The sequence below is a fragment of the Pseudomonas sp. Pseusp21 genome, from assembly GCF_059492145.1.
Genome location: NZ_CP168520.1, coordinates 2,205,249 through 2,229,161, shown reverse-complemented (window position 1 = coordinate 2,229,161; position 23,913 = coordinate 2,205,249). Strand labels below are relative to the sequence as shown.

The following is a 23,913-nucleotide window of genomic DNA, read 5'->3' as shown; positions in this document are numbered from 1 at the left end:
AGCAGGACGATTTTCAGGCGAATGGACAGAGAGTCGAACATGGGACGTTCTCGCGAATGGATGAGCTGTTGGCTAAGGGGCAGGAAGGTGCCGGGTTCGCCAAATCCATTCAGCGCCATTCAATGCTCATCGGCGCGAGGCGCAGAGGCATGAACTACCAGCCGACGAGCGGTCACGGCTAAACGTTTGCGCGGGTAAATACCCTGAAAACAAGAGAAAAATCAGGAAATCTTCGGCAACGCTTCCGGTCGCGACCAGATCCACAGGTTGCCCAGGGTCATCCCGGCAATCGCCAGATAAATCGGCCAACCGTGATCGAGCATCACCAGCATCAGCGTGGCGCACAGCAGCATGCTGACCGTAGCGCTGACCTTGGCCTTGCGGGCGATGATCTTGCCGTTGCGCCAGTTGCTCAGGATCGGCCCGAACAGTCGATGGTTTTCCAGCCAGGCACTCAGACGCGGCGAACTGCGAGTCGCGGCCCAGGCGGCGAGCAGGATGAACTCGGTAGTCGGCAGGCCGGGCACGACGATGGCGATCAGGCCGATGCCGAGGCTGACATAGGCGAGCAGGCCGAACAGCAGGCGGGCGAGTCGGGAGGCGGCGGGTTGGGGCATGGGCTCAGCGAGAGGCTTATGTGACAAGGTGGGAATCTTACAGACTTACGCAATTCCTTGTGGGAGCTGGCTTGCCAGCGATAGCGTCCGGTCAGTCGACAGGGATGTTGTCTGACGCGCCGTCATCGCTGGCAAGCCAGCTCCCACAGGGTTTTACAGTGGTCAGGATCAGGCCGGCTCGGCTTCTGTGGCGTAAGCCTGTTCCAGCAGCACGGTGAAGCGGTTGAACGCATCAATCGCGCCTTGCTCCACTTCGGCTTCTTCTTCAGCGCTGAATTGCAGTGAATCGAGGGTGCGCACAAAGCTCTTCCAGCCTTCTGCACGACCGCCTTCAGGTTCGCCCAGGTGGCGGGCGCCGAAGGTTTCGCTCAGGTCCAGCGCGACAGCGCGTTTGATCAGGAACGCGGCGCCGAGCTTGGAGCCCTCGGAGACGAAGATCCAGCCCAGGGCGCGGGCCTTGCTCGGGTTTTTCACCGCGCCGGCCACAGGGCCAGGCACTTCGGTGTCGAGGTCGGCGAGGTCGGCCATGGCGGCTTCGGCGCGGCAGCGGGCCGGCAGGTCAGGGACGATGGCGGTCAGTTCGGCATCGTTGTACAGCGCCACCAGCTCCGACTGGAACAGGTACTGCGCGACCACGAAGCGGGCGAAATTGGCGCGGGTCTCGAACGGTGCGTGCGCCTTGACCAGCGCATCGAGCTTGCTGTGCGGCTCGTGGGTAATCTGGTTCAGGCGTTGCGAACGCAGGGCTTTTTCCGGGGTGCTCATGAGATGTCCTTGAAAAGAAGAGGCGCTTGATAACGAGACGTACGGGCAAGCGCCGGACAGTAAAAAAACCTCACGGCGCGGCAATGCATGCGCGCCGTGAGGTCATCCGGATCAGATATCCCAGACCAGGTTGATCGCGAAGTTGCGACCCGGCTGGGTCAGGCGATCGAGGTTGGCCGGTTGTGTCACCGAGGCTTCGCCGACGCTGTCGTAACCGCGCACGTCATCCCACAGCCAGTATTTCTTGTCGGTCAGATTGTAGATGCCGCCGCTGACGGTGACGTCGTCGGTGACTTTGTAATAACCGGCCAGATCGAGAATGCCGAAGCCCGGCGACTTGAATTGACTGCTGACACCGTCCGGCGATTTGAAGTTGCTGTCGTCGACGCGATCCTTCTTCTTGACCACGGTCCAGCTCAGCAGGCCGCCGTAGTTGTCCTGGTCATAACCGAGGCCGAATACGCCGGTCAGCGGGTTGACGCTGTTCAACGGTTCGCCGTTGTCGTTGTTGCGTCCGTAGGCGTAAGCAATCGAGCCTTGGGTGTACAGGCCTTGCGGCGCGCCGAAGGAATCGAGGTTCAGACGACCTTTGACTTCGGCACCCTTGATGGTGGCGTGCTTGATGTTGCTGGACTGGAACGTCAGCTCGCTGTAGCCCGGGGTGACGGCGTCTTCGTTGATGAAGTCGCGGTACTTGTTATAGAACACCGCCACGTCGAACGAGCCTTGCTCGAAGTTGCCGCGCAGGCCGGTTTCATAGCTTTTGCTTTTTTCCGGTTCCAGGTCCGGGTTCGGCGCCACGTTGTAGCCGGTGGTGCTGTTCTCGAAGCGCCCATACAGCGCTTTCGCGGTCGGGGTGCGGAAGCCTTCGGCGTACTGACCGTACCAGGTGTAGTTTTCGGTCAGGGCGTAGGTCAGGCCGAATTTCGGCGAGACTTTATGCCAGGTCTTGTTCGAATCGCTGACCGTGCCCTGGCCGTCGGCGGCCACGGTGTTGAGGAATTCCTGGGTGATGTGCGGCTTGAGCTGGGTGTAGTCGTAGCGCAGGCCCGGCAGGAAGGTCCAGTTGTTCCAGCTGATCTGATCCTGGGCGAACAGGCTGTAGGTGTTGATGGTCGGGTCCGGGAAGTCGCTGGACTTTTTCAGCACGTCGGCTGCGCTGGTAGCGCCGATGGCGGTGCAACCGCGACCGACCGCCAGGCACTTGCCGTCGCCGCTGCGCGAACCGGTGACTTTCTGCTGCTTGATCGTGGTGCCGTAAGTCAGCACGTGATCGGTATCACCGATGGCGAATGCCTTGTCCAGTTGCGCGTCGAAGACCCACTGTTTCTCTTCGTAAATCGTGTCGCGGGTGCGCAGCACTTTGCGGGTGATCGGGTAGTAGAACTCGTCGGTGCTCTGATCGGTCTTGGCGGTCTGGTGGTTGAGGCTCCACTTCACGTTGTCCGCCAGCAGGCTGTTCAACTCGAAGCTGTGCTCCAGGCCGAAACGCTCGCGGGTGATGGTGTCGTTGCCGGTGCGCCACTGGTACATGCCGCCGGGCAGCACGCTGTCCGGGATTGTCGGGGCACCGTTGAAGTAAGGGCCGCCGTAAGCGCTTTTCTGATCGGTGTCGCGATCATCCTTGTACTTTTCGTAGGTCAGGCCCAGGCGCGAACCTTCGTTGTAGTTCCAGCCGATCTTGGCCAGCACGTTGGTGGCTTTCACGTCTTCCGGGTTGGCGGCGGTGCGTTCAAGGCCGGTGCCGTTGTTGCTGCCGTAGGAATCGGTTTCGTGACCGTCGCGCTGGCTGTAGTGCAGCAAGCCGTCGAACTGGTCGGTGCGACCGGCGACGGTGGCGGATTTCAGCCAGCTCTCGTCGGCGGAGCTGTAGCCGGTCTTCAGGCGGGCGCCGACGTCTTTGCCGGGCTTGATGATGTCGTCCGGGTCGAGGGTGTAGTAACTGACGGCGCCGCCGATGGCGTTGCTGCCGTACAGCACCGAGGCCGGGCCACGAAGGATTTCGACGCGTTTGACGATTTCCGGGTCGACGTAATTGCGCTGGGTCTTGGCGTACGGGCCGTTGAAGAAACCGTCCGGCACTTCGACGCCGTCGACCTGGGTCAGGATGCGGTCGCCGTCGATGCCGCGAATGTTGTAGCCGCTGATCCCGCCGCGCTGGCCGGCGCCGCCGACGGAGACGCCCGGCTCGTAGCGCACCAGATCCTTGATGGTATTGACGTTGTTGCGATCCAGATCCTCGCGGGTCTGCACGGTGACGGTGGCAGGCACGCTGCTCACCGACTGTTCCTGACGGGTGGCGCTGATGGTCACCTGATCAAGATTGAGTGCGCCGCCGCTGGCGCGTTTTTCCAGCACGACGTTGTTGTTGCTCAGTTTGCGGAAGCTCAGGTTGGTCCCCACCAACAGGCGCTCCAGGGCTTTTTCCGGTGGCAGCGAACCGCGCACGCCCGGCGACGACACGTCTTGACCCAGTTCCGCCGGCAAACCGACCTGCCAGCCGGTGACAGCGGTGAACGCGTTGAGCGCCGACACCAGCGGCTGCTGGGCAATGGCGAACGAGTAGTCGCCCATGTTGCGCGTCGGCTGTTCGGTGGCGGCCATCAGCGGCGCGGTGCCGGCCATCAGGATGGCGGCGGTCAGCAGCGACAGCACGCGGGAAGGGGAAGAAGTCTGGCGGGTAAGGCGTGAGGACATCGATAGCGCTCCGTGTCGCACGAATCTTTATAGGTGCTGATTGATCTCGCGAGATGCGAATCAATTGCATTGGCTATAACGAGACGAACGAGCTTCGGCTATCGAGTAAAAATAATTCTCATTTAGTTCAAGATCACCAGCGCCGGGAATTCCCGAAGCTTGGCCGAGGTGATGTGAGCGAGCGAACGCACCACATCCAGCGGCTGGTCGAGACGGTAATTGCCGGTGACGGCGACGTCGGCCAACTGCTCGTTGGTGTTGATGATGAAGCCCGGGTAGTAGCGGCGCAGTTCGGCCAGCACCTGGTTCAGCGGGCAGTTTTCGAAGATCAGCCGACCTTGCACCCAGGCCAGATCGGTGGCGGCGTCGACCTTGGCCGGGCGGTCGAAACCGTTCGGGCCGATGCGGATGCTTTCCCCGGCGGACAGGCGCACCCGCGCATCATCACGGGTCGCCCGCAGATCGACATCGCCGCGCTGCACCCGCACCTGCGCCACGCCGTCCAGATAACGCACGGCGAATGCGGTGTCGCGCACGCTGGCCTTCACCGGCCCGGCGTCGATTTCCAGCGGCTGGCTGCGGCTGGCCGGGATCTCGAAAAACGCTTCGCCCTGATACAGCCGCGCGACTCGCTGCTGATCGTTGATCGTGCTGGAGAACGCGGAATTGGTGTTGAGCAGGACTTTCGAGCCGTCCTCGAGCTGCAGGCGCTGACGCTCGCCGACCACGGTCAGGTGATCGGCCTGCAAACGCATCGGCAGGTTGCTGAAACTGAACAGCCCGAGCAGCAGCACGGCGGCGGTGGCCAGCGGTTTCCAATGCGGGCGCAAACGCGTGAGGACGGTGACTTTCTTCGGTTTGGCCGCGAGATTCTGCGCGCACTGGGCGATCTGCGGGCCGTCCCAGATCGCCTGGGCCTTGGCGAACGCCTCGGCATTCAACGGATCGGCCGCCAGCCAGGCGTGAAATTGCCGGGTCTGCTCCTCGTCCGGACTGCCGAGCACGATGAGCCAGTCCAGAGCCTGGTCCATTGCGCTGGCGGCGTCCTGCGCCGATGAAGGCGAAGGGGAGCGGTGGGTGTCCGTCACGGTGTTTCCTCGGCAGTGTCTGTGCACGGCTGTTTTTTAGTGAAGCGTAAAAGTCGGGCAAGGGTAACAAAGCCCGATGATCAGTGCAGTCGATCCTGAGGTTTACAGAAAAGTCCTACGGCATCAGTCGCCGTTCAAGCGTTCCGCGACACCGATGCAGATGGTCATGATCAGTTTGAGTTCTTTCTGCACCGTGCTGAGGGACACGTTCAGTTCTGCGGCGATTTCCTGATAGCTGCGCCCGTGCAGGCGGCTGAGGATGAAAATCTGCTGTTGGCGGGGGCTGAGTTCAGCGAGACTCACGTTCAGGCGCTCCAGCAATTGTTCGGCGTGAGCGGCGTCTTCGGCACTGCTGGCGGGGGCGGCGACGCTGTGCACCACCTCCTGCGGCACGTCGTCGACCATGGTGCGCGAATGAATCTTGCGCGCGCGCAAATGATCCAGCGCCAGATTGCGCGCGGTCTGGAAGACAAAGGGTTCAAGGTGATCGATGGCCCGTTCGCTCAGCGCCCGGGTGACGCGCAGGTAGGTTTCCTGCAACAGGTCTTCGGCGGTGCTGTGGTTGTTGACCATCCGTTCCAGAGTCCGCAGCAGCGAAGTGCGCTGGGCGAGGAAGACGTGATTGAAGTGTGATTGACTCACGGGATGACCTGATCCATTTCGGGCGAATGATAATGCTTATCATCCGCCCGAGTGGTCAAGTGTTGATTTCAGATTGAAATCAAACCTGTGGGAGCAGGCGTTTATTCCGCGTTGCACAGCGCCAGGCAGTTATCGAGCATGCGGTTGGAGAAGCCCCACTCGTTGTCATACCAGGCCAGCACTTTCAGCAGTTTGCCGCTGGATTTGGTGTGGTTGGCGTCGAAGATCGACGACAGCGGGTTGTGGTTGAAGTCGCTCGATACCAGCGGCAGGGTGTTGTAGCCGAGAATCTTCGAGTGCTGGCTCGCGGCTTTCATCAATGCGTTGACTTCATCGGCCGAGGCTTCGCGCTTCAACTGCACGGTCAGGTCAACCAGTGACACGTTGATTACCGGCACGCGCACGGCCATGCCGGTCAGTTTGCCAGCCAGTTCCGGCAGCACCAGACCCACGGCTTCGGCAGCGCCGGTCTTGCTCGGGATCATGTTCTGGGTGGCGGAGCGGGCGCGGTACGGGTCGGTGTGATAAACGTCGGTCAGGTTCTGGTCGTTGGTGTAAGCGTGAATCGTGGTCATCAGACCGCTTTCGATGCCCAGTTCGCGGTGCAGCACCTGGGCCACCGGGGCCAGGCAGTTGGTGGTGCACGAGGCGTTGGAAATGATCTGGTGCGACTGGCGCAGGATGTCGTGGTTCACACCGTAAACGACGGTGGCATCGGCGCCCTTGGCCGGGGCCGAGATAATCACTTTGCGTGCCCCGGCGGTAATATGCGCAGCGGCTTTGGCGCGGTCGGTGAACAGACCGGTGCATTCGAACACCACGTCAATCTTTTCCGCGGCCCATGGCAGGTCGGCCGGGTTGCGGATGGCGCTGACCGAAATGCGGTCTCCGTTGACGGTCAGGCTCTCGTTGTCGTGAGCCACTTCGGCGTCGAATGTGCCATGAACGGTGTCGTATTTGAGCAGATGCGCATTGATCGCGCTGTCGCCCAGATCGTTGATGGCGACGATCTGCAAATCCTGACGATAGCCTTGGGTATACAGTGCGCGCAGGACATTACGGCCGATGCGGCCAAAACCATTGATTGCGATTCGAAGAGTCATTGAACAGCGCCGCCGTCGTTTTGTTGTTGGAATTACAAGATTATTCGCATAAAAATAGAAAACAAGCCTTTTTAGTGGCAATATTTTGTTTTATCTACAACGAGTGACCTGAATCAACTGGTCCGAATGATCAAGAAAACCGTTCGTCATCCCACGCGAACGGGCTTTTGATCAGCATAGACAATCAGGTCGCCACATCCGTTAGCCTGGAGTTCTACACATGCATCCCCGCGTTCTTGAGGTCACCGAACGGCTTATCGCCCGCAGCCGCGCCACGCGTCAGGCTTACCTTGCGCTGATTCGCGGCGCCGCCACCGACGGGCCGATGCGCGGCAAACTGCAATGCGCCAACTTCGCCCACGGCGTGGCCGGGTGTGGCAGCGAAGACAAGCACAGCCTGCGGATGATGAACTCGGCGAACATCGCAATTGTTTCGTCATATAACGACATGCTTTCGGCGCACCAGCCGTACGAAGTCTTCCCGGAACAGATCAAGAACGCCCTGCGCGAAATCGGCTCGGTCGGCCAGTTCGCCGGCGGTACGCCTGCGATGTGCGATGGCGTGACCCAGGGCGAGCCGGGCATGGAACTGAGCCTGCCGAGCCGCGAAGTGATCGCGATGTCGACGGCGGTGGCGCTGTCCCACAACATGTTCGATGGCGCGCTGATGCTCGGCATCTGCGACAAGATCGTGCCGGGCCTGATGATGGGCTCGCTGCGTTTTGGTCACCTGCCGACGATCTTCGTACCGGGCGGGCCGATGGTCTCGGGGATTTCCAACAAGGAAAAAGCCGACGTGCGGCAGAAGTACGCCGAAGGCAAGGCGACTCGCGAAGAGCTGCTGGAATCGGAAATGAAGTCCTACCACAGCCCGGGCACCTGCACTTTCTACGGCACCGCCAACACCAACCAGCTGCTGATGGAGGTGATGGGCCTGCACTTGCCGGGCGCGTCCTTCGTCAACCCGAACACACCACTGCGCGACGCCCTGACCCGCGAAGCCGCGCACCAGGTCACGCGCCTGACCAAACAGAACGGTAACTTCCTGCCGATCGGCGAAATCGTCGACGAGAAGGCGCTGGTCAACTCGATCGTCGCGCTGCACGCCACCGGCGGTTCGACCAACCACACCCTGCACATGCCGGCCATCGCCATGGCGGCGGGCATTCAGCTGACCTGGCAGGACATGGCCGACCTCTCCGAAGTCGTGCCGACCCTGAGCCACGTTTATCCAAACGGCAAGGCTGACATCAACCACTTCCAGGCAGCGGGCGGCATGTCGTTCCTGATCCGCGAACTGCTGGAAGCCGGCCTGCTGCACGAAGACGTCAACACCGTGCTCGGCCACGGCCTGAGCCAGTACACCAAAGAGCCGTTCCTCGATAACGGCAAGCTGGTGTGGCGCGAAGGCCCGACTGAAAGCCTCGATGAAAACATCCTGCGTCCGGTGGCCCGAGCGTTCTCGGCAGAGGGCGGCTTGCGCGTGATGGAAGGCAACCTCGGTCGCGGCGTGATGAAGGTGTCCGCCGTCGCGCTGGAAAACCAGATCGTCGAAGCACCGGCCATGGTGTTTCAGGATCAGCAAGATCTGGCGGACGCCTTCAAGGCCGGTCTGCTGGAGAAGGATTTCGTCGCGGTGATGCGCTTCCAGGGCCCGCGCTCCAACGGCATGCCGGAGCTGCACAAGATGACGCCGTTCCTTGGTGTGCTGCAGGATCGCGGCTTCAAGGTGGCGCTGGTGACGGACGGGCGCATGTCCGGCGCATCCGGGAAAATTCCGGCGGCCATTCATGTCAGTCCCGAGGCTTATGTCGGCGGCGCTTTGGCGCGCGTGCAAGAGGGCGATATCATCCGCGTCGATGGCGTCAAAGGCACTTTGGAACTCAAGGTGGACGCCGCCGAATTCGCAGCGCGCGAACCTGCCAAAGGCCTGTTGGGCAACAACATCGGCAGCGGTCGCGAACTATTCGGCTTCATGCGTTTGGCCTTCAGCTCGGCGGAGCAGGGCGCCAGCGCCTTCACTTCTGCCCTGGAGACGCTTAATTGAAACTGGCTTTGGTCGGTGACATCGGAGGCACCAACGCGCGGTTCGCGTTGTGGAAAGATCAGCAGCTCGAATCGGTTCAGGTGCTGGCCACGGCCGACCACGCCAGCCCGGAAGAGGCGATCAGCCTCTACCTCGGCGGGCTCGGTCTGGCGCCGGGCGCTATCGGCTCGGTGTGCCTGTCGGTGGCGGGGCCGGTGAGCGGCGATGAGTTCAAGTTCACCAACAACCACTGGCGCCTGAGTCGCAAGGCGTTCTGCCAGACCTTGCAGGTCGAGCAGTTGTTGCTGATCAACGATTTCTCGGCGATGGCGCTGGGCATGACCCGTTTGCAGCCCGGCGAATTTCGCGTGGTTTGCGAAGGCACGCCGGAGCCGTTGCGTCCGGCAGTGGTGATCGGCCCGGGCACTGGCTTGGGCGTCGGTACGTTGCTTGATCTCGGTGAAGGGCGGTTTGCCGCGTTGCCGGGAGAGGGCGGTCACGTCGATCTGCCGCTGAGCAGTCTGCGTGAAACCCAGCTCTGGCAGCACATCCATAACGAGATCGGCCATGTCAGCGCGGAAACCGCGTTGAGCGGCGGTGGCTTGCCGCGGGTCTACCGGGCGATCTGCGCGGTGGATGGTCATGAACCGAAGCTCGACACACCAGAGGCAATCACTGCGGCAGGTCTTGCAGGCGACCCGATCGCCCTGGAAGTGCTGGAGCAGTTCTGCTGTTGGCTCGGTCGCGTGGCCGGCAACAACGTGTTGACCACCGGCGGCCGTGGCGGGGTGTACATCGTGGGTGGCGTGATTCCGCGCTTTGCCGATTTCTTCCTCGAAAGCGGTTTCGCCCGCAGCTTCGCCGACAAGGGCTGCATGAGCGATTACTTCAAGGGGATTCCGGTGTGGCTGGTGACAGCGCCGTACTCGGGGCTCGTCGGTGCAGGAGTGGCGCTCGAACAGGAAGGCTGAAGAGCGTTCCCACGTCGAGGCGTCGAACCCTCTGCGTGGGAATACAGGCCGTGACGCTCCGCGTCACTGGACGCGGAGCGTCCCTTGATACATTCCCACGCAGAGCGTGGGAACGATCGGTCTACACATCAGGCATAATCCGCCCAATTCCAACAACAAGGATGCCTTCGAAGTGAGCTCAGTCAACAAGTCGATTTTGTTGGTCGATGACGACCAGGAGATACGCGAGTTGCTGGAAACCTACCTGACCCGCGCGGGTTTTCAGGTACGGGCCACGGCGGATGGCGCCGGTTTCCGTCAGGCGCTGAACGAAGCGCCGAGCGATCTGGTGATCCTCGATGTGATGCTGCCGGATGAAGACGGCTTCAGCCTGTGCCGCTGGGTGCGCCAGCATCCGCGTCAGGCCCAGGTGCCGATCATCATGCTCACCGCCAGTTCCGACGAAGCCGACCGGGTCATCGGCCTGGAGCTCGGCGCCGACGATTACCTCGGCAAACCTTTCAGCCCCCGCGAACTGCAAGCCCGGATCAAGGCCCTGCTGCGTCGCGCCCAATTCGGCCAGGATCGCGGCGGCAGTGAAGTGCTGGCGTTCGATGAATGGCGGCTGGACATGGTCAGCCATCGGCTGTTTCACGCCGACGGCGAGGAGGTGATTCTGTCCGGCGCCGACTTCGCCCTGTTGAAACTGTTTCTTGATCATCCCCAGGAAATCCTCGACCGCGACACCATCGGCAACGCCACCCGTGGCCGCGACCTGATGCCGCTTGATCGCATCGTCGACATGGCCGTCAGCCGTTTGCGCCAGCGTCTGCGCGACACTGAAAAACCGCCACGCCTGATCCGCACCGTGCGCGGCAGCGGCTACCAACTGGCAGCCAATGTGGTTGCCGGCAATGGTCACTGAGTTCCTGCGCACCACCGCGCGCAAAGTGCCGATGCCGCGTTCGCTGCTTGGGCGAATGCTGCTGCTGACGCTGCTCGCGGTGTTGTTCGCCCAGACGCTGTCCAGCGTGATCTGGGTTTCCCAATTGCGCGCGACCCAGCTCGAAGGACTGGTCACCAGCGCCCGCAGCCTCGCCCATTCGATGACCGCCAGCGTCAGTTATTTCCGCTCGTTGCCGGTGGCCTATCGGCCGCTGGTGCTCGATCAATTGCGCAGCATGGGCGGCACGCGTTTTGTGGTGACGCTGAATGACAAACCGCTGGGCATGGAAGTGCTGCCGGTGACGCCGCGCAAGGCCGCGGTACTGAAAGCGGTGGATGAAGTGCTGCGTCAGTCGCTGGGCCAGGACACCGACATTCTGGTGACCTTCGTCAGCCCCGATGACTTACGGATCTTCAATGCCGGGTTGAAACTCGATGAGTTGCCACGTTCGTGGGCGCATTACGCACTGACCCTGGAACCGGTGAATCCGCCGGTGCTCGTGACCCAGATTCAGTTGGCGCCGGGTGAATGGCTGTACATCGCCTCGCTGCTGCCCGAGCCCTACACCAGTCTCGAAGAGCAGGGCCTGCCGACCCAACAGGTGTGGTTCATCGTCTTCACCAGCGGTTTTCTGTTGTTGTTCATCGGCCTGCTGGTGCACTGGCAGAGCCGGCCACTCAAGCGTCTGGCACGGGCCGCGCGGGACTTGTCGCTGGGCGCCGATGTCGAGCCGGTGGCCGAGGGCGGCGGCAGCGAAGTGGTGGAAGTGGGCCGCGCCTTCAACACCATGCGCGAGCGGATCAGCCGTTACCTGACCGAGCGCAGCCAGTTGTTCAGCGCGATTTCCCATGACCTGCGCACGCCGATCACGCGACTGCGCCTGCGGGTCGAACTGCTGGAAGACGAGAAGCTGCAAACCAAGTTCGGCCGCGATCTGGACGAACTGGAGCTGCTGGTCAAGGGTGCGCTGCAGTGCGTGAAGGACACCGACATCCACGAAAACATCGAGCCGGTGGATCTGAACCATGTGCTCGACTGTCTGGTGGAACCGTATCTGGCGCCGGCCGGCAATGGTCGCGTGACGCAGCAGGGGCGGGCGTTGGCGGCGTATCCGGGCAAGCCGCTGGCGCTCAAGCGTTGCATCGGCAACCTGATCGACAACGCGTTGAAGTACGGGCAGAACGCCCACCTGCACATCGATGACGATGATCGCGCGTTTGTGCTGCATGTCGACGATGAAGGGCCGGGCGTGCCGGAGCAGCGGCTGGAGCAGGTGTTCGAGCCGCACTTCCGCTTGGCGGGACAGCAGCAGGGTTACGGTCTCGGTTTGGGGATCGCCCGCAACATTGCCCATAGCCATGGCGGTGAAGTGACGCTGCAGAACCTGCGCGAAGGCGGATTGCGCGTGACCCTGCAATTGCCGCGTTCGGCGGATTGATCTGATTGTCACCAGTCGGTGACAAAACCCGCCCCCTTCGTTACAAGCCCCTCCCGGCCCGTTGTTTAGACTGCCCGCAGTCATAACAACAAAAAAGGCCACCCATGGATCATTTCAATCCGGGCTTCAGCAGTTGGCTGAACGCCCCTGCCCACCAGCAATGGCTCGCCGATGAAGGCCTGCGCCTGCTGGCATTTGCCAAGGCTTCACGGCTGCCCGAAGGGTTTGGCAATCTCGATGAGCGCGGCCAGCTTCAGGCCGGCGCGCAAGCCGAAACCATGAACACCGCACGCATGACCCACAGCTTCGCCATGGCCCACATTCAGGGCCTGCCGGGGTTCGCCGAGCTGGTCGATCACGGCATCGCGGCCCTGCGCGGCCCGTTGCGTGATGCGATGCACGGCGGCTGGTTCGCTGTCGCCGAACACCGTGACGGCAACACCGGCAAGAACGCTTATCTGCATGCTTTCGTCGCTCTGGCGGCGAGTTCCGCAGTGGTCGCGCAACGTCCGGGCGCGCAGGCGTTGCTGGATGACGCCATCGACATCATCGACACGTATTTCTGGAGCGAGGAAGAGGGCGCCATGCGCGAGTTCTTCAATCGCGACTGGCGCGAAGAAGAAGCCTATCGCGGCGCCAACAGCAACATGCACGCCACCGAAGCCTTCCTTGCCTTGGCCGATGTCACAGAAGACCCGCGCTGGCTGGTGCGTGCGCAACGCATCGTCGAGCGGGTGATTCACGGGCACGCCGCCGCCAACGATTACCTGGTGATCGAGCATTTCGATCGCAACTGGCAGCCGCTGCGCGACTACAACCATGACAATCCCGCCGATGGTTTCCGTCCCTACGGCACCACGCCGGGCCATGGTTTCGAGTGGGCGCGGCTGTTGCTGCACCTCGAAGCCGCGCGGGTCCAGGCCGGCATGCTCACGCCCGGCTGGCTGGCCACCGATGCGCAAAAGCTGTTCGAACAAAACTGCCGTTATGGCTGGGACGTCGATGGTGCGCCGGGCATCGTCTATACCCTCGACTGGAACAACAAAGCGGTGGTGCTCCATCGCCTGCACTGGACCCACGCCGAGGCCAGCGCTGCCGCCAGTGCCTTGCTCAAACGCACCGGCGATGCGCAGTACGAAACCTGGTATCGCCTGTTCTGGGAATTTTGCGAAATGTATTTCATCGACCGCTGCGACGGCAGTTGGCACCACGAACTTGATCCGCAAAACCGCCCGAGTGCCGATATCTGGGCGGGCAAACCGGATCTGTACCACGCCTGGCAGGCCGTTCTGATTCCGCGTCTGCCGCTGGCACCGAGCATGGCCAGTGCTCTGGCACACCTGTCTCGAAGCGTTCCTGTGTAACCATGTGGTGACATTCGCGCGTCCCTTCGTTACCTGCGGGGGGAAACGCTCTGTTTAAACTCGTGTGCAGCGCAAGCACCAGACTTGCATGCATAACAACAAGAAAGGTACATCTCAGATGAATGCGATTTCTCGCCTCGCTACTGTCATTTCTGTCGCCTCCCTGTTCCCGCTCGCTGTGCTGCCCCTGAGTGTTTCCGCTGCCGAATCCAAAGGTTCGGTGGAAGTCGTGCATTGGTGGACGTCCGGTGGCGAAAAAGCTGCCGTCGATGTGCTCAAGGCACAAGTCGAGAAAGACGGTTTCACCTGGAAAGACGGCGCTGTCGCCGGCGGTGGCGGTGCGACTGCCATGACCGTGCTGAAAAGCCGCGCAGTAGCCGGCAACCCGCCAGGCGTTGCCCAGATCAAGGGCCCGGACATCCAGGAATGGGCGTCGACCGGTCTGCTCGACACTGACGTGCTGAAGGACGTTTCCAAGTCCGAGAAGTGGGACAGCCTGCTCGACAAGAAAGTCTCCGACACCGTGAAGTTCGAAGGTGATTACGTGGCCGTGCCGGTGAACATTCACCGCGTGAACTGGCTGTGGATCAACCCGGAAGTCTTCAAGAAAGCCGGTATCGAAAAAGCCCCGACCACCCTCGAAGAATTCTACGCCGCCGGCGACAAGCTGAAAGCGGCGGGCTTCATCCCGCTGGCCCACGGCGGTCAGCCATGGCAGGACAGCACCGTGTTCGAAGCGGTCGTGCTGTCGGTGATGGGCGTTGACGGTTACAAGAAAGCCCTGGTCGACCTGGACAACGCTGCCCTGACCGGCCCGGAAATGGTCAAGGCCCTGACCGAGCTGAAGAAAGTTGCGACCTACATGGACCCGGACGGCAAAGGCCAGGACTGGAACCTGGAAGCGGCCAAGGTCATCAACGGCAAGGCCGGCATGCAGATCATGGGTGACTGGGCCAAGTCCGAATGGACCGCCGCCAAGAAAGTCGCCGGCAAGGACTACGAGTGCGTAGCGTTCCCGGGCACCGACAAGGCGTTCACCTACAACATCGACTCGCTGGCCGTGTTCAAGCAGAAGGACGCGGGCACCGCGGCCGGTCAGCAGGACATCGCCAAAGTCGTGCTGGGTGAAAACTTCCAGAAAGTCTTCAGCATCAACAAGGGCTCGATCCCGGTGCGTAACGACATGCTCGCCGACATGGGCAAGTACGGTTTCGACTCCTGCGCCCAGACCGCTGCCAAGGACTTCCTGGCAGACGCCAAGAGCGGCGGCCTGCAACCGAGCATGGCGCACAACATGGCGACCACGCTGGCCGTGCAGGGTGCGTTCTTTGATGTAGTGACCAACTACATCAACGACCCGAAAGCCGACCCGGCCGACGCTGCCAAGAAACTCGGCACTGCCATCAAGGCTGCCAAGTAAGCGGTAGCGACGAGCTGCGAGCTACAAGCTGCGAGACAAGAGCGCCGCTCTGCTGGTCTTGCAGCTCTCAACTCGTAGCTGCTCTTCTCTTTTTTTATTGGATCTTCCCATGAGTTCTGTTGCTGTGTTCAGCAAGGCCTCGCCGTTCGACGCATTGCAGCGCTGGCTACCGAAACTGGTACTGGCGCCGAGCATGTTCATCGTTCTGGTGGGCTTCTATGGCTATATCCTCTGGACGTTTGTCCTGTCGTTCACCACGTCGACGTTCCTGCCGAACTACAAGTGGGCAGGGCTGGCGCAATACGAGCGCCTGTTCGACAACGACCGCTGGTGGGTGGCGAGCAAGAACCTGGCCGTGTTCGGCGGCATGTTCATCGGTATCACCCTGGTAATCGGCGTGACACTGGCGATTTTCCTCGACCAGAAAATCCGTCGCGAAGGCTTTATCCGCACCATTTACCTGTACCCGATGGCGCTCTCGATGATCGTGACCGGCACTGCGTGGAAATGGCTGCTCAACCCGGGCATGGGCCTGGACAAATTGCTGCGGGACTGGGGCTGGGAAGGCTTCCGTCTCGACTGGCTGATCGACCCGGATCGCGTGGTGTATTGCCTGGTGATCGCGGCGGTCTGGCAGGCCTCGGGCTTCATCATGGCGATGTTCCTCGCCGGTCTGCGTGGCGTTGATCAGTCGATCATCCGTGCCGCCCAGATCGACGGCGCGAGCATGCCGCGCATCTACTGGAAAGTGGTGCTGCCAAGCCTGCGTCCGGTGTTCTTCAGTGCGGTGATGATTCTGGCGCACATCGCGATCAAGAGCTTCGACCTGGTGGCGGCCATGACGGCCGGCGGCCCGGGTTATTCCTCCGATTTGCCGGCGATGTTCATGTACTCGTTCACGTTCAGCCGTGGACAGATGGGCATGGGCTCGGCCAGTGCAATCCTGATGCTCGGTGCGATCCTCGCGATCATCGTGCCTTACCTGTACTCCGAGCTGAGGACCAAGCGTCATGACTAGTCTCGCTTCGAAACCTGCCATCAGCCTGAGTCGCATCGCGATCTACGCGGTGTTGATCCTCGCGGTCCTGCTGTACCTGGTGCCGCTGGTGGTCATGCTGCTGACCAGCTTCAAGACCCCGGAAGACATCTCCACCGGCAACCTGCTGAGCTGGCCGACCGTGGTCAGCGGCATCGGCTGGGTGAAAGCCTGGGCCACCGTTGACGGCTACTTCTGGAACTCGATCAAGATCACCGTTCCGGCCGTGATCATCTCCACCGCCATCGGTGCGTTGAACGGTTATGTGCTGTCGTTCTGGCGCTTCCGTGGTTCGCAGCTGTTTTTCGGCCTGTTGCTGTTCGGCTGCTTCCTGCCGTTCCAGACCGTGCTGCTGCCGGCCTCGTTCACCCTCGGCAAGATGGGCCTGGCGAGCACCACCACGGGCCTTGTGTTCATCCATGTGGTCTACGGTCTGGCGTTCACCACGCTGTTCTTCCGTAACTACTACGTGAGCATTCCGGATGCGCTGATCAAGGCTGCGCGCCTCGATGGCGCGGGGTTCTTCACGATCTTCCGCCAGATCATCCTGCCGATGTCGACGCCGATCATCATGGTCTGCCTGATCTGGCAGTTCACCCAGATCTGGAACGACTTCCTGTTCGGCGTGGTGTTCTCCAGCGGTGATTCGCAACCGATCACGGTGGCGCTGAACAACCTGGTCAACACCAGCACCGGGGCCAAGGAATACAACGTGGACATGGCGGCGGCGATGATCGCCGGGCTGCCGACCCTGCTGGTCTATGTGGTCGCAGGCAAGTATTTCGTGCGCGGGCTGACGGCCGGCGCAGTCAAGGGGTAATCATGGCTACGCTCGAACTTCGCAATGTAAACAAGACCTACGGTACCGGCCTGCCGGACACCCTGAAGAACATCGAACTGTCGATCAAGGACGGTGAGTTCCTGATCCTCGTCGGGCCCTCGGGCTGCGGCAAGTCGACCCTGATGAACTGCATCGCCGGCCTGGAAACCATCACCGGCGGCGCAATCATGATCGGCGACCAGGACGTCAGCGGCATGAGCCCCAAGGATCGTGACATCGCCATGGTGTTTCAGTCCTACGCGCTGTACCCGACCATGAGCGTGCGCGAGAACATCGAGTTCGGTCTGAAGATCCGCAAGATGAGCCAGTCGGCGATCGACGAAGAAGTCGCCCGCGTGGCCAAGCTGTTGCAGATCGAGCACCTGCTCAATCGCAAGCCGGGCCAGCTCTCCGGCGGTCAGCAACAGCGCGTGGCGATGGGTCGTGCGCTGGCGCGTCGGCCGAAGATCTACCTGTTCGACGAACCGCTGTCCAACCTCGACGCCAAGCTGCGCGTCGAGATGCGCACCGAAATGAAACTGATGCACCAGCGCCTGAAAACCACCACGGTCTACGTGACCCACGACCAGATCGAAGCGATGACCCTGGGCGACAAAGTGGCGGTGATGAAGGACGGGATCATTCAGCAGTTCGGTACGCCGAAAGAGATCTACAACGACCCGGCCAACCTGTTCGTGGCGAGCTTCATCGGCTCGCCGCCGATGAACTTCATTCCGCTGCGCCTGCAACGCAAGGACGGCCGTCTGGTGGCGCTGCTCGACAGCGGCCAGGCCCGTTGCGAATTGCCGATGGCGATGCAGGACGCCGGTCTCGAAGACCGCGAAGTGATCCTCGGCCTGCGCCCGGAGCAGATTGCGCTGGCGAACGGCGAGGGCAACGGCCTGCCGAGCATCAAGGCTGAAGTGCAGGTCACCGAGCCGACCGGTCCGGACACCCTGGTGTTCGTCAACCTCAACGACACCAAGGTCTGCTGCCGTCTGGCGCCGGACGTGGCGCCGCAGGTGGGCGAAACCCTGACCCTGCAGTTCGATCCGTCGAAAGTGCTGCTGTTCGACGCGCAGTCCGGCGAACGCCTGGGGATTGCGGGCCTGCCGAAAGCCGAGTCGCACAGCGCCAACGTGGCCCAGTTCAAGGGTCGCTGATGAACACAGGCGGGAGCGGGCAGGCCCGTTCCCGCAGGGAGCACGCGGTGCGTGGCCTGTCGCGCGCCGCATCCGATGTAAACCGCGTTAAATAAGAAGAACAGTTAATAACAATAAAACGAGGATGTAGGGATGAAGAAGAACAACAACGCTCAGCGAATCGGCCAGTTGTCAGCAGTTGCGGCAATGATGCTGGCCGGCAGCGTCCACGCGGCTGACGCGTTCAGCTCCGATTCGGAGTGGATGACCGGGGACTGGGGTGGCGAGCGGACCAAGCTGATCGAGCAAGGCATCGACATCAAGATGGACTACGTCGGTGAGGTGGGCGGCAACCTTCACGGCGGCTACAACAACGACAAGACGGCGCGTTACTCCGACCAGTTCGGTCTGGGCGTGGCGCTGGACCTGCAAAAACTGTGGGGCTGGGACAACACCCAGGCCAAGATCCAGCTGACCAACCGTAATGGCGAAAACATTTCCAACGACCGTGTTGGCGATCCGCGTGCCGGCACACTCAGCTCCTCGCAGGAAGTCTACGGTCGTGGCCACATGGTGCGTCTGACCCAGTTGTGGATCAAACACCAGTTCTTCGACAACAAACTCGACATCAAGGCCGGTTACTTCGGCGAAGGCGAAGACTTCAACACCTTCCCGTGCGAGTTCCAGAACCTGGCGTTCTGCGGTTCGCAAGTGGGTAACTGGGCGACCAACATCTGGTACAACTGGCCGGTCAGCCAGGCGGCCATTCGCGTCAAATACAACATCAACGACGAACTCTACGCACAGATCGGTGCGTACAACCAGAACCCGTCGCAGCTGGAACACGGCAACGGCTTCAAGTTGAGCGGCAGTGGCACCAAAGGCACCGTATTGCCAGTGGAACTGGTCTGGTTGCCTAACCCGAACAGCCTGCCGGGCGAATACCGTGTCGGTTACTACAAGAGCACGGCTGATGCCGACGACGTTCGCGAAGACGTCAACGGTTTCGACGCAGCGACCACCGGTGATGCCTACCGTACCCACAGCAGCAAACACGGTTACTGGTTCGTTGCGCAACAGCAACTCACCAGCCATAACGGTGACAAGAGCCGTGGTCTGAGCATCGCTGCCAACGCCACGTTCCACGACAAGGACACCAACTTCATCGACAACTATCAGTCCGTGATGTTTGTGTACAAAGGTCTGTTCGATGCGCGTCCGAAGGATGACTTCGGTATCGGTGCTGCGCGTATTCACGTCAACGATGACGTGAAGAAAAACGCCGAGCTGCTCAACGTCTCCAACGGTGTTTCGGATTACGACAATCCGGTGTTCTCGCCGATTCGCGAAACCGAATACAACTACGAGATCAACTACGGCTTCCACGTGACCAACTGGCTGACCGTACGCCCGAACCTGCAATACATCACTCATCCGGGCGGCGTGGATGAAGTGGATAACGCTTTGGTCGCTGGCCTGAAAATTCAGTCTACGTTCTGACGCGTCTGCGATAAGCTCCTCTCTATGTGCGCATATTTGCGGACAGCCAAGGCTGTCCGCTTTTTTTTGGACAGGGGTGTCGCAGCCCATGAAAGTTGAATCTGGAACCGTGGCCCATGCATGAGCATCCGCTGCAACGCTTCTTCAAATCCTTGCGTGAACGACCGGTGTTCGCCTGGGAGCGCTATCAGATGCGCGATGTGCTGGTGATCGATCATCCGCTGTGTCAGGCGGTGTTCAGTCGCCAAGGCGCGCAATTGCTGCATTTTCAGCCGCGCGGGCAAAAACCGTGGTTGTGGTGCGCGGCGAAATGGCCGCATGTCGGCGCGATTCGTGGCGGCGTGCCGGTTTGCTGGCCATGGTATGGCCGTCACCCGAGCGAAAACGCGTGGCCGTCTCACGGCTGGGCGCGACTGCTGGACTGGAAACTGCTCGACAGCAGCACCGGCGATGACGGCGTGCGCCTGCATTGGCAATTGCAGTTGTGCGATTGGCAGGTGGACCTGCACGCGCACCTGGGCGAACGCATGGAATTGCGCCTGAGCACCGAGCATCAGGACGACATGCCGTGCCAGTTGAGCCAGGCTTTGCATGCTTACTGGCGTATTGGCGATGTGAGTGAGATAGCGCTGTCTGGGCTCGAAGGGGCGCAGGGTTACGACCAGTTGAACCGTGAGATTTGTCAGCAGGAAGGCGAGTTGCGGGTCGATGGCGGCTGTCAGCGGGTGTTCCAGCATGACGGCGAATTGCAGCTCAAGGATCACGCCTGGCAGCGCGAGTTGTGCATCGATACCGGCGACAGCGCGGACACCGTGGTGTGGCATCCGGGGACGCGGCCGTTGCTCGGCGTGACCTGGGATGAGATCTCGGAGTTTGTCTGTGTTGAAGCGGCGGCGGGCGGCACCGACAGCCTGCATCTGGCGCCGGGGGAGAAGGCGCATCTGAGTTTGCAGGCGTGGGCTGCTGCGTAATGATCGCTCCCATGCAGAGCGATGATCGTTCCCACGCTCCGCGTGGGAATGCAGCCCGTGACGCTCCGCGTCACTGGACGCAGAGCGTCCCTTGAGGCGTTCCCACGCAGAGCGTGGGAACGATCAGCGCGAACTAGTTGAACTCGTCACCCACCGGATACCGGCTCGCATTCAAGCTCTCTTTGATCTTGCGCAAATGCGGCTGGAAATCCACCCCGCGACGCAGCGTCATCCCCGTCGCCAGCACATCCAGCACGGTCAACTGAATGATCCGCGAAGTCATCGGCATGTAGATGTCGGTGTCTTCCGGCAGCGGAATATTCAGGCTAAGCGTACTGGCCTTGGCCAGCGGCGAATTCTCTGCCGTCAGGCCCAGCACCGAAGCGCCGTTCTCCCGGGCGATGCGCGCCACTTCCACCAGTTCGCGCGTGCGGCCGGTGTAGGAAATGATCACGAACAGCTCGCCGGTGTGCGCCACCGAGGCAATCATCCGTTGCATCAGCACATCGGCGTGGGCGGTGACTGCCAGGTTAAAGCGGAAGAACTTGTGCTGCGCATCCAGCGCCACCGGCGCCGAAGCACCCAGGCCGAAGAAGTGGATCTGCCGGGCCTGGATCAACAGGTCGACGGCGCGGCTGATCAGGTTCGGGTCCAGTGCCTGGCACGCGCTGTCCAGGGAGGCGATCGCACTGCCGAAAATCTTCTGCGTATAGGCCTCGGGATTGTCGTCAGCTTCCACTGCGCGGCTGACATAGGCCGCGCCGCTGGCCAGGCTCTGCGCCAGTTGCAACTTGAGTTCGGGGTAGCCGCTGACGCCGAACGAACGGCAGAAACGGTTGACCGTCGGTTCACTGACCGACGCCGCCTGGGCGAGGGCGGCGATGCTGAAGCGGGTGGCCTGCTGTGGGTTGAGCAGGATCACTTCGGCGACTTTGCGTTCGGCCTTGTTCAGCTCTTCAAGGCGACTCTGGATCTGTTCCAGTAAATTTCGCACGCGGTCCATAAGAATTCCTAGATTCACCGGCGCCGATAAGCGCGCGGCTATGCAAATTGGGCCTTTGATGTGGCCCGTGACGGTGGCCTATCCTACTGATGGCTCCGACCGACCACCACTCGGAATCTGTATTTTGCGAAAATGTTGTGGTTATTACTACATTTTCCCTTGAGTGATGCCTTGAAAAAAGGTATTTGTAGCTTAACTTGATAAAAGAACAAACATCATGCCTTCGATTACGGTTGAACCGTGCACCTTCGCCTTGTTCGGCGCCTTGGGCGATCTGGCCCTGCGCAAGCTGTTTCCTGCCCTTTATCACCTTGATGGCGCCGGCCTGTTGCACGAGGACACGCGCGTTATCGCACTGGCCCGTGAGACGGGCACCGAGCAGCAACACCTGGCGTTCATCGCCGCCGAGCTGCGTCGTTATGTGGGCAAGGAGCTGGACGAGGCCGTGGCCGAGCGCTTTCTGGCGCGCCTGACCTACCTGCACGTCGACTTCCTCAAGGCTGAAGATTACGTGGCGCTGGCCGAACTGGCCGGCAGCACGCAACGCATGATTGCCTACTTCGCCACTCCGGCGGCGGTGTACGGCGCGATTTGCGAGAATCTGGCGAACGTCGGTCTGGCGGAAAACACCCGCGTGGTGCTGGAAAAACCGATCGGCTCCGACCTCGAATCCTCGCGCAAGGTCAACGACGCCGTGGCGCAGTTCTTCCCGGAGAACCGCACCTACCGCATCGACCACTACCTGGGCAAAGAGACTGTTCAGAACCTCATCGCCCTGCGTTTCGCCAACAGCCTGTTCGAAACCCAGTGGAACCAGAACTACATCTCCCACGTGGAAATCACCGTGGCCGAGAAAGTCGGTATCGAAGGCCGCTGGGGTTACTTCGACAAGGCCGGCCAGTTGCGGGACATGATCCAGAACCACCTGCTGCAACTGCTCTGCCTGATTGCCATGGATCCGCCGGCCGACCTGTCCGCCGACAGCATCCGCGATGAAAAAGTGAAAGTGCTCAAGGCCCTGGCGCCAATCAGTCCCGAAGGCCTCACCACGCAGGTGGTGCGCGGCCAGTACATCGCCGGGCACAGCGAAGGCAAGTCCGTGCCGGGCTACCTCGAAGAGCCGAATTCCAATGCCCAGAGCGATACCGAAACCTTCGTTGCCCTGCGTGCCGACATTCGCAACTGGCGCTGGGCCGGCGTGCCGTTCTACCTGCGCACCGGCAAGCGCATGCCGCAGAAACTGTCGCAGATCGTCATCCACTTCAAGGAACCGTCGCACTACATCTTCGCCCCCGAACAGCGCCTGCAGATCAGCAACAAACTGATCATCCGCCTGCAACCGGACGAAGGCATTTCCTTGCGCGTGATGACCAAAGAGCAAGGCCTGGACAAGGGCATGCAACTGCGCAGCGGCCCGCTGCAACTGAATTTTTCCGACACCTGGCGCAGCGCTCGGATCCCCGATGCCTACGAGCGGTTGTTGCTGGAAGTGATGAACGGCAATCAGAACCTGTTTGTCCGTAAAGATGAAATCGAAGCCGCGTGGAAATGGTGTGACCAGCTGATCGCCGGGTGGAAAAAATCCGGCGACGCGCCCAAGCCGTATGCGGCCGGGTCGTGGGGGCCGATGAGCTCCATTGCATTGATCACGCGGGACGGGAGGTCGTGGTATGGCGATATCTGATGTGAAACTGCCCGAGGGCGTGAATGCCCGCGAATTCAAGAGCCCGGTGCTGCTCGCCGAAGGCCTGGCGCTGAATGTCGCCAAGCAATTGAGCGAAGCGCTGGCGGCACGTGGCAATGCGGTGCTGGTGGTGTCCGGCGGTCGTAGCCCGGTGGCGTTTTTCCAGCACCTGGCCAAGCAGGAACTGGACTGGTCGAAGGTCGTCGTGACCCTCGCCGACGAGCGCTGGGTGCCGGTCGAACATGCCGACAGCAACGCCGGTCTGCTCAAGCAATATCTGCTCAGGGGCCCGGCGGCCAAGGCTCAGTTCCTCAGCCTCTACAGCGCGGCGGCCAACGTCGAGCAGGCTGCGGAGCAGGCTGATCGTTTGCTCGCCGAATTGCCGCCCATTGACGTGCTGGTGCTGGGCATGGGTGATGACGGTCACACCGCATCACTGTTCCCGGACAGCCCGAACCTGGCCGAAGCCCTGCAAGCCGACGGCACCCGTCGCTGCTGGCCGATGCTCGCACCAAGCGTGCCACGCCAGCGCCTGACCATGAGCCGGGCGCTGCTGGCGTCGGCGCGGCACAAGATTCTGTCGATTTCCGGTCAGTCGAAACTGACCACCCTGAATGCCGCACTGGCATCCAACGACGTCGCCGCCATGCCGGTTCGCGCGTTTCTGCAACCTACGTTAGAGATTTACTGGTGCCCATGAG

The 23,913-nt window shown here is 61.4% G+C and carries 20 protein-coding genes; 13 read left to right on the top strand and 7 right to left on the bottom strand.

Translation table 11 applies throughout. The annotated features are described in order from the left end of the window. Nucleotides 1–221: 221 nt before the first annotated feature. From ACEN93_RS10075 to gap, 6 genes are all read right to left on the bottom strand, one after another. Complete coding sequence (locus tag ACEN93_RS10075; RefSeq protein ID WP_085667955.1) at nt 222–617, bottom strand: YbaN family protein; 396 nt, start codon at nt 615–617, stop codon at nt 222–224. A gap of 168 nt (nt 618–785) precedes the next feature. Beyond that, complete coding sequence (locus ACEN93_RS10070) at nt 786–1,382, bottom strand: biliverdin-producing heme oxygenase (RefSeq protein WP_285413541.1); 597 nt, start codon at nt 1,380–1,382, stop codon at nt 786–788. A gap of 111 nt (nt 1,383–1,493) precedes the next feature. After that, nucleotides 1,494–4,079 (bottom strand): TonB-dependent receptor, encoded by a 2,586-nt coding sequence (locus ACEN93_RS10065; RefSeq protein ID WP_103386016.1) that lies wholly within the window; start codon nt 4,077–4,079, stop codon nt 1,494–1,496. Nucleotides 4,080–4,201: 122 nt separating this feature from the next. Next, nucleotides 4,202–5,167: a FecR family protein gene (locus ACEN93_RS10060; RefSeq protein ID WP_085745188.1), complete on the bottom strand. Its 966-nt coding sequence runs from the start codon at nt 5,165–5,167 to the stop codon at nt 4,202–4,204. A 123-nt stretch (nt 5,168–5,290) separates the two neighbouring features. Continuing rightward, nucleotides 5,291–5,809 (bottom strand): RNA polymerase sigma factor, encoded by a 519-nt coding sequence (locus ACEN93_RS10055; RefSeq protein WP_039766069.1) that lies wholly within the window; start codon nt 5,807–5,809, stop codon nt 5,291–5,293. A 101-nt stretch (nt 5,810–5,910) separates the two neighbouring features. Then, entirely contained in the window at nt 5,911–6,912 is a 1,002-nt protein-coding gene (gap, locus tag ACEN93_RS10050; protein ID WP_007951174.1) for a type I glyceraldehyde-3-phosphate dehydrogenase, read from the bottom strand. A gap of 220 nt (nt 6,913–7,132) precedes the next feature. Here gap and edd point away from each other — a divergent pair, with 220 nt between their 5' ends. The 11 genes from edd (at nt 7,133) to ACEN93_RS09995 (ending at nt 20,525) form a co-directional block, all read left to right on the top strand. After that, the gene (gene edd, locus ACEN93_RS10045) at nt 7,133–8,959 is read left to right on the top strand and encodes a phosphogluconate dehydratase (protein WP_103386017.1); all 1,827 of its coding nucleotides are present in this window, start codon (nt 7,133–7,135) and stop codon (nt 8,957–8,959) included. Next, complete coding sequence (locus ACEN93_RS10040; protein WP_103386018.1) at nt 8,956–9,909, top strand: glucokinase; 954 nt, start codon at nt 8,956–8,958, stop codon at nt 9,907–9,909. Before edd ends, ACEN93_RS10040 begins: the two co-directional genes overlap by 4 nt. 172 nt (nt 9,910–10,081) lie before the next feature. Next, the gene (locus ACEN93_RS10035) at nt 10,082–10,813 is read left to right on the top strand and encodes a response regulator (RefSeq protein ID WP_074688312.1); all 732 of its coding nucleotides are present in this window, start codon (nt 10,082–10,084) and stop codon (nt 10,811–10,813) included. Nucleotides 10,814–10,844: 31 nt separating this feature from the next. After that, nucleotides 10,845–12,272 carry an ATP-binding protein gene (locus tag ACEN93_RS10030; protein ID WP_170928295.1) on the top strand — a complete coding sequence of 476 codons (1,428 nt, stop codon included), beginning with the start codon at nt 10,845–10,847 and terminating at the stop codon, nt 12,270–12,272. 104 nt (nt 12,273–12,376) lie between these two features. After that, nucleotides 12,377–13,636 carry a D-mannose isomerase gene (locus tag ACEN93_RS10025; protein WP_210710764.1) on the top strand — a complete coding sequence of 420 codons (1,260 nt, stop codon included), beginning with the start codon at nt 12,377–12,379 and terminating at the stop codon, nt 13,634–13,636. Between the two features lie 118 nt (nt 13,637–13,754). Continuing rightward, on the top strand, nt 13,755–15,056 hold the full coding sequence (locus ACEN93_RS10020; RefSeq protein ID WP_074688308.1) for an ABC transporter substrate-binding protein: 1,302 nt from the start codon (nt 13,755–13,757) through the stop codon (nt 15,054–15,056). A 109-nt stretch (nt 15,057–15,165) separates the two neighbouring features. After that, on the top strand, nt 15,166–16,074 hold the full coding sequence (locus tag ACEN93_RS10015; RefSeq protein WP_007951166.1) for a carbohydrate ABC transporter permease: 909 nt from the start codon (nt 15,166–15,168) through the stop codon (nt 16,072–16,074). Next, nucleotides 16,067–16,912 (top strand): carbohydrate ABC transporter permease, encoded by an 846-nt coding sequence (locus ACEN93_RS10010; RefSeq protein ID WP_007951164.1) that lies wholly within the window; start codon nt 16,067–16,069, stop codon nt 16,910–16,912. The genes ACEN93_RS10015 and ACEN93_RS10010 overlap by 8 nt, the downstream gene beginning before the upstream one ends. A 2-nt stretch (nt 16,913–16,914) precedes the next feature. Then, the gene (locus tag ACEN93_RS10005; protein WP_490841226.1) at nt 16,915–18,075 is read left to right on the top strand and encodes an ABC transporter ATP-binding protein; all 1,161 of its coding nucleotides are present in this window, start codon (nt 16,915–16,917) and stop codon (nt 18,073–18,075) included. Between the two features lie 132 nt (nt 18,076–18,207). Beyond that, a complete protein-coding gene (locus ACEN93_RS10000) occupies nt 18,208–19,554 on the top strand; it encodes a carbohydrate porin (protein WP_074688306.1) in 1,347 nt (448 codons plus the stop codon). A gap of 116 nt (nt 19,555–19,670) precedes the next feature. Continuing rightward, on the top strand, nt 19,671–20,525 hold the full coding sequence (locus tag ACEN93_RS09995) for a D-hexose-6-phosphate mutarotase (protein ID WP_039766094.1): 855 nt from the start codon (nt 19,671–19,673) through the stop codon (nt 20,523–20,525). A 133-nt stretch (nt 20,526–20,658) separates the two neighbouring features. Here the strand turns inward: ACEN93_RS09995 and ACEN93_RS09990 are convergent, their stop codons facing one another. Beyond that, a complete protein-coding gene (locus ACEN93_RS09990; RefSeq protein WP_169842436.1) occupies nt 20,659–21,519 on the bottom strand; it encodes a MurR/RpiR family transcriptional regulator in 861 nt (286 codons plus the stop codon). A gap of 226 nt (nt 21,520–21,745) precedes the next feature. Here ACEN93_RS09990 and zwf point away from each other — a divergent pair, with 226 nt between their 5' ends. After that, nucleotides 21,746–23,212: a glucose-6-phosphate dehydrogenase gene (gene zwf, locus ACEN93_RS09985; protein ID WP_039766097.1), complete on the top strand. Its 1,467-nt coding sequence runs from the start codon at nt 21,746–21,748 to the stop codon at nt 23,210–23,212. Then, entirely contained in the window at nt 23,199–23,912 is a 714-nt protein-coding gene (gene pgl, locus ACEN93_RS09980) for a 6-phosphogluconolactonase (protein ID WP_039766099.1), read from the top strand. Before zwf ends, pgl begins: the two co-directional genes overlap by 14 nt. The last annotated feature ends 1 nt before the right edge of the window (nt 23,913 follow it).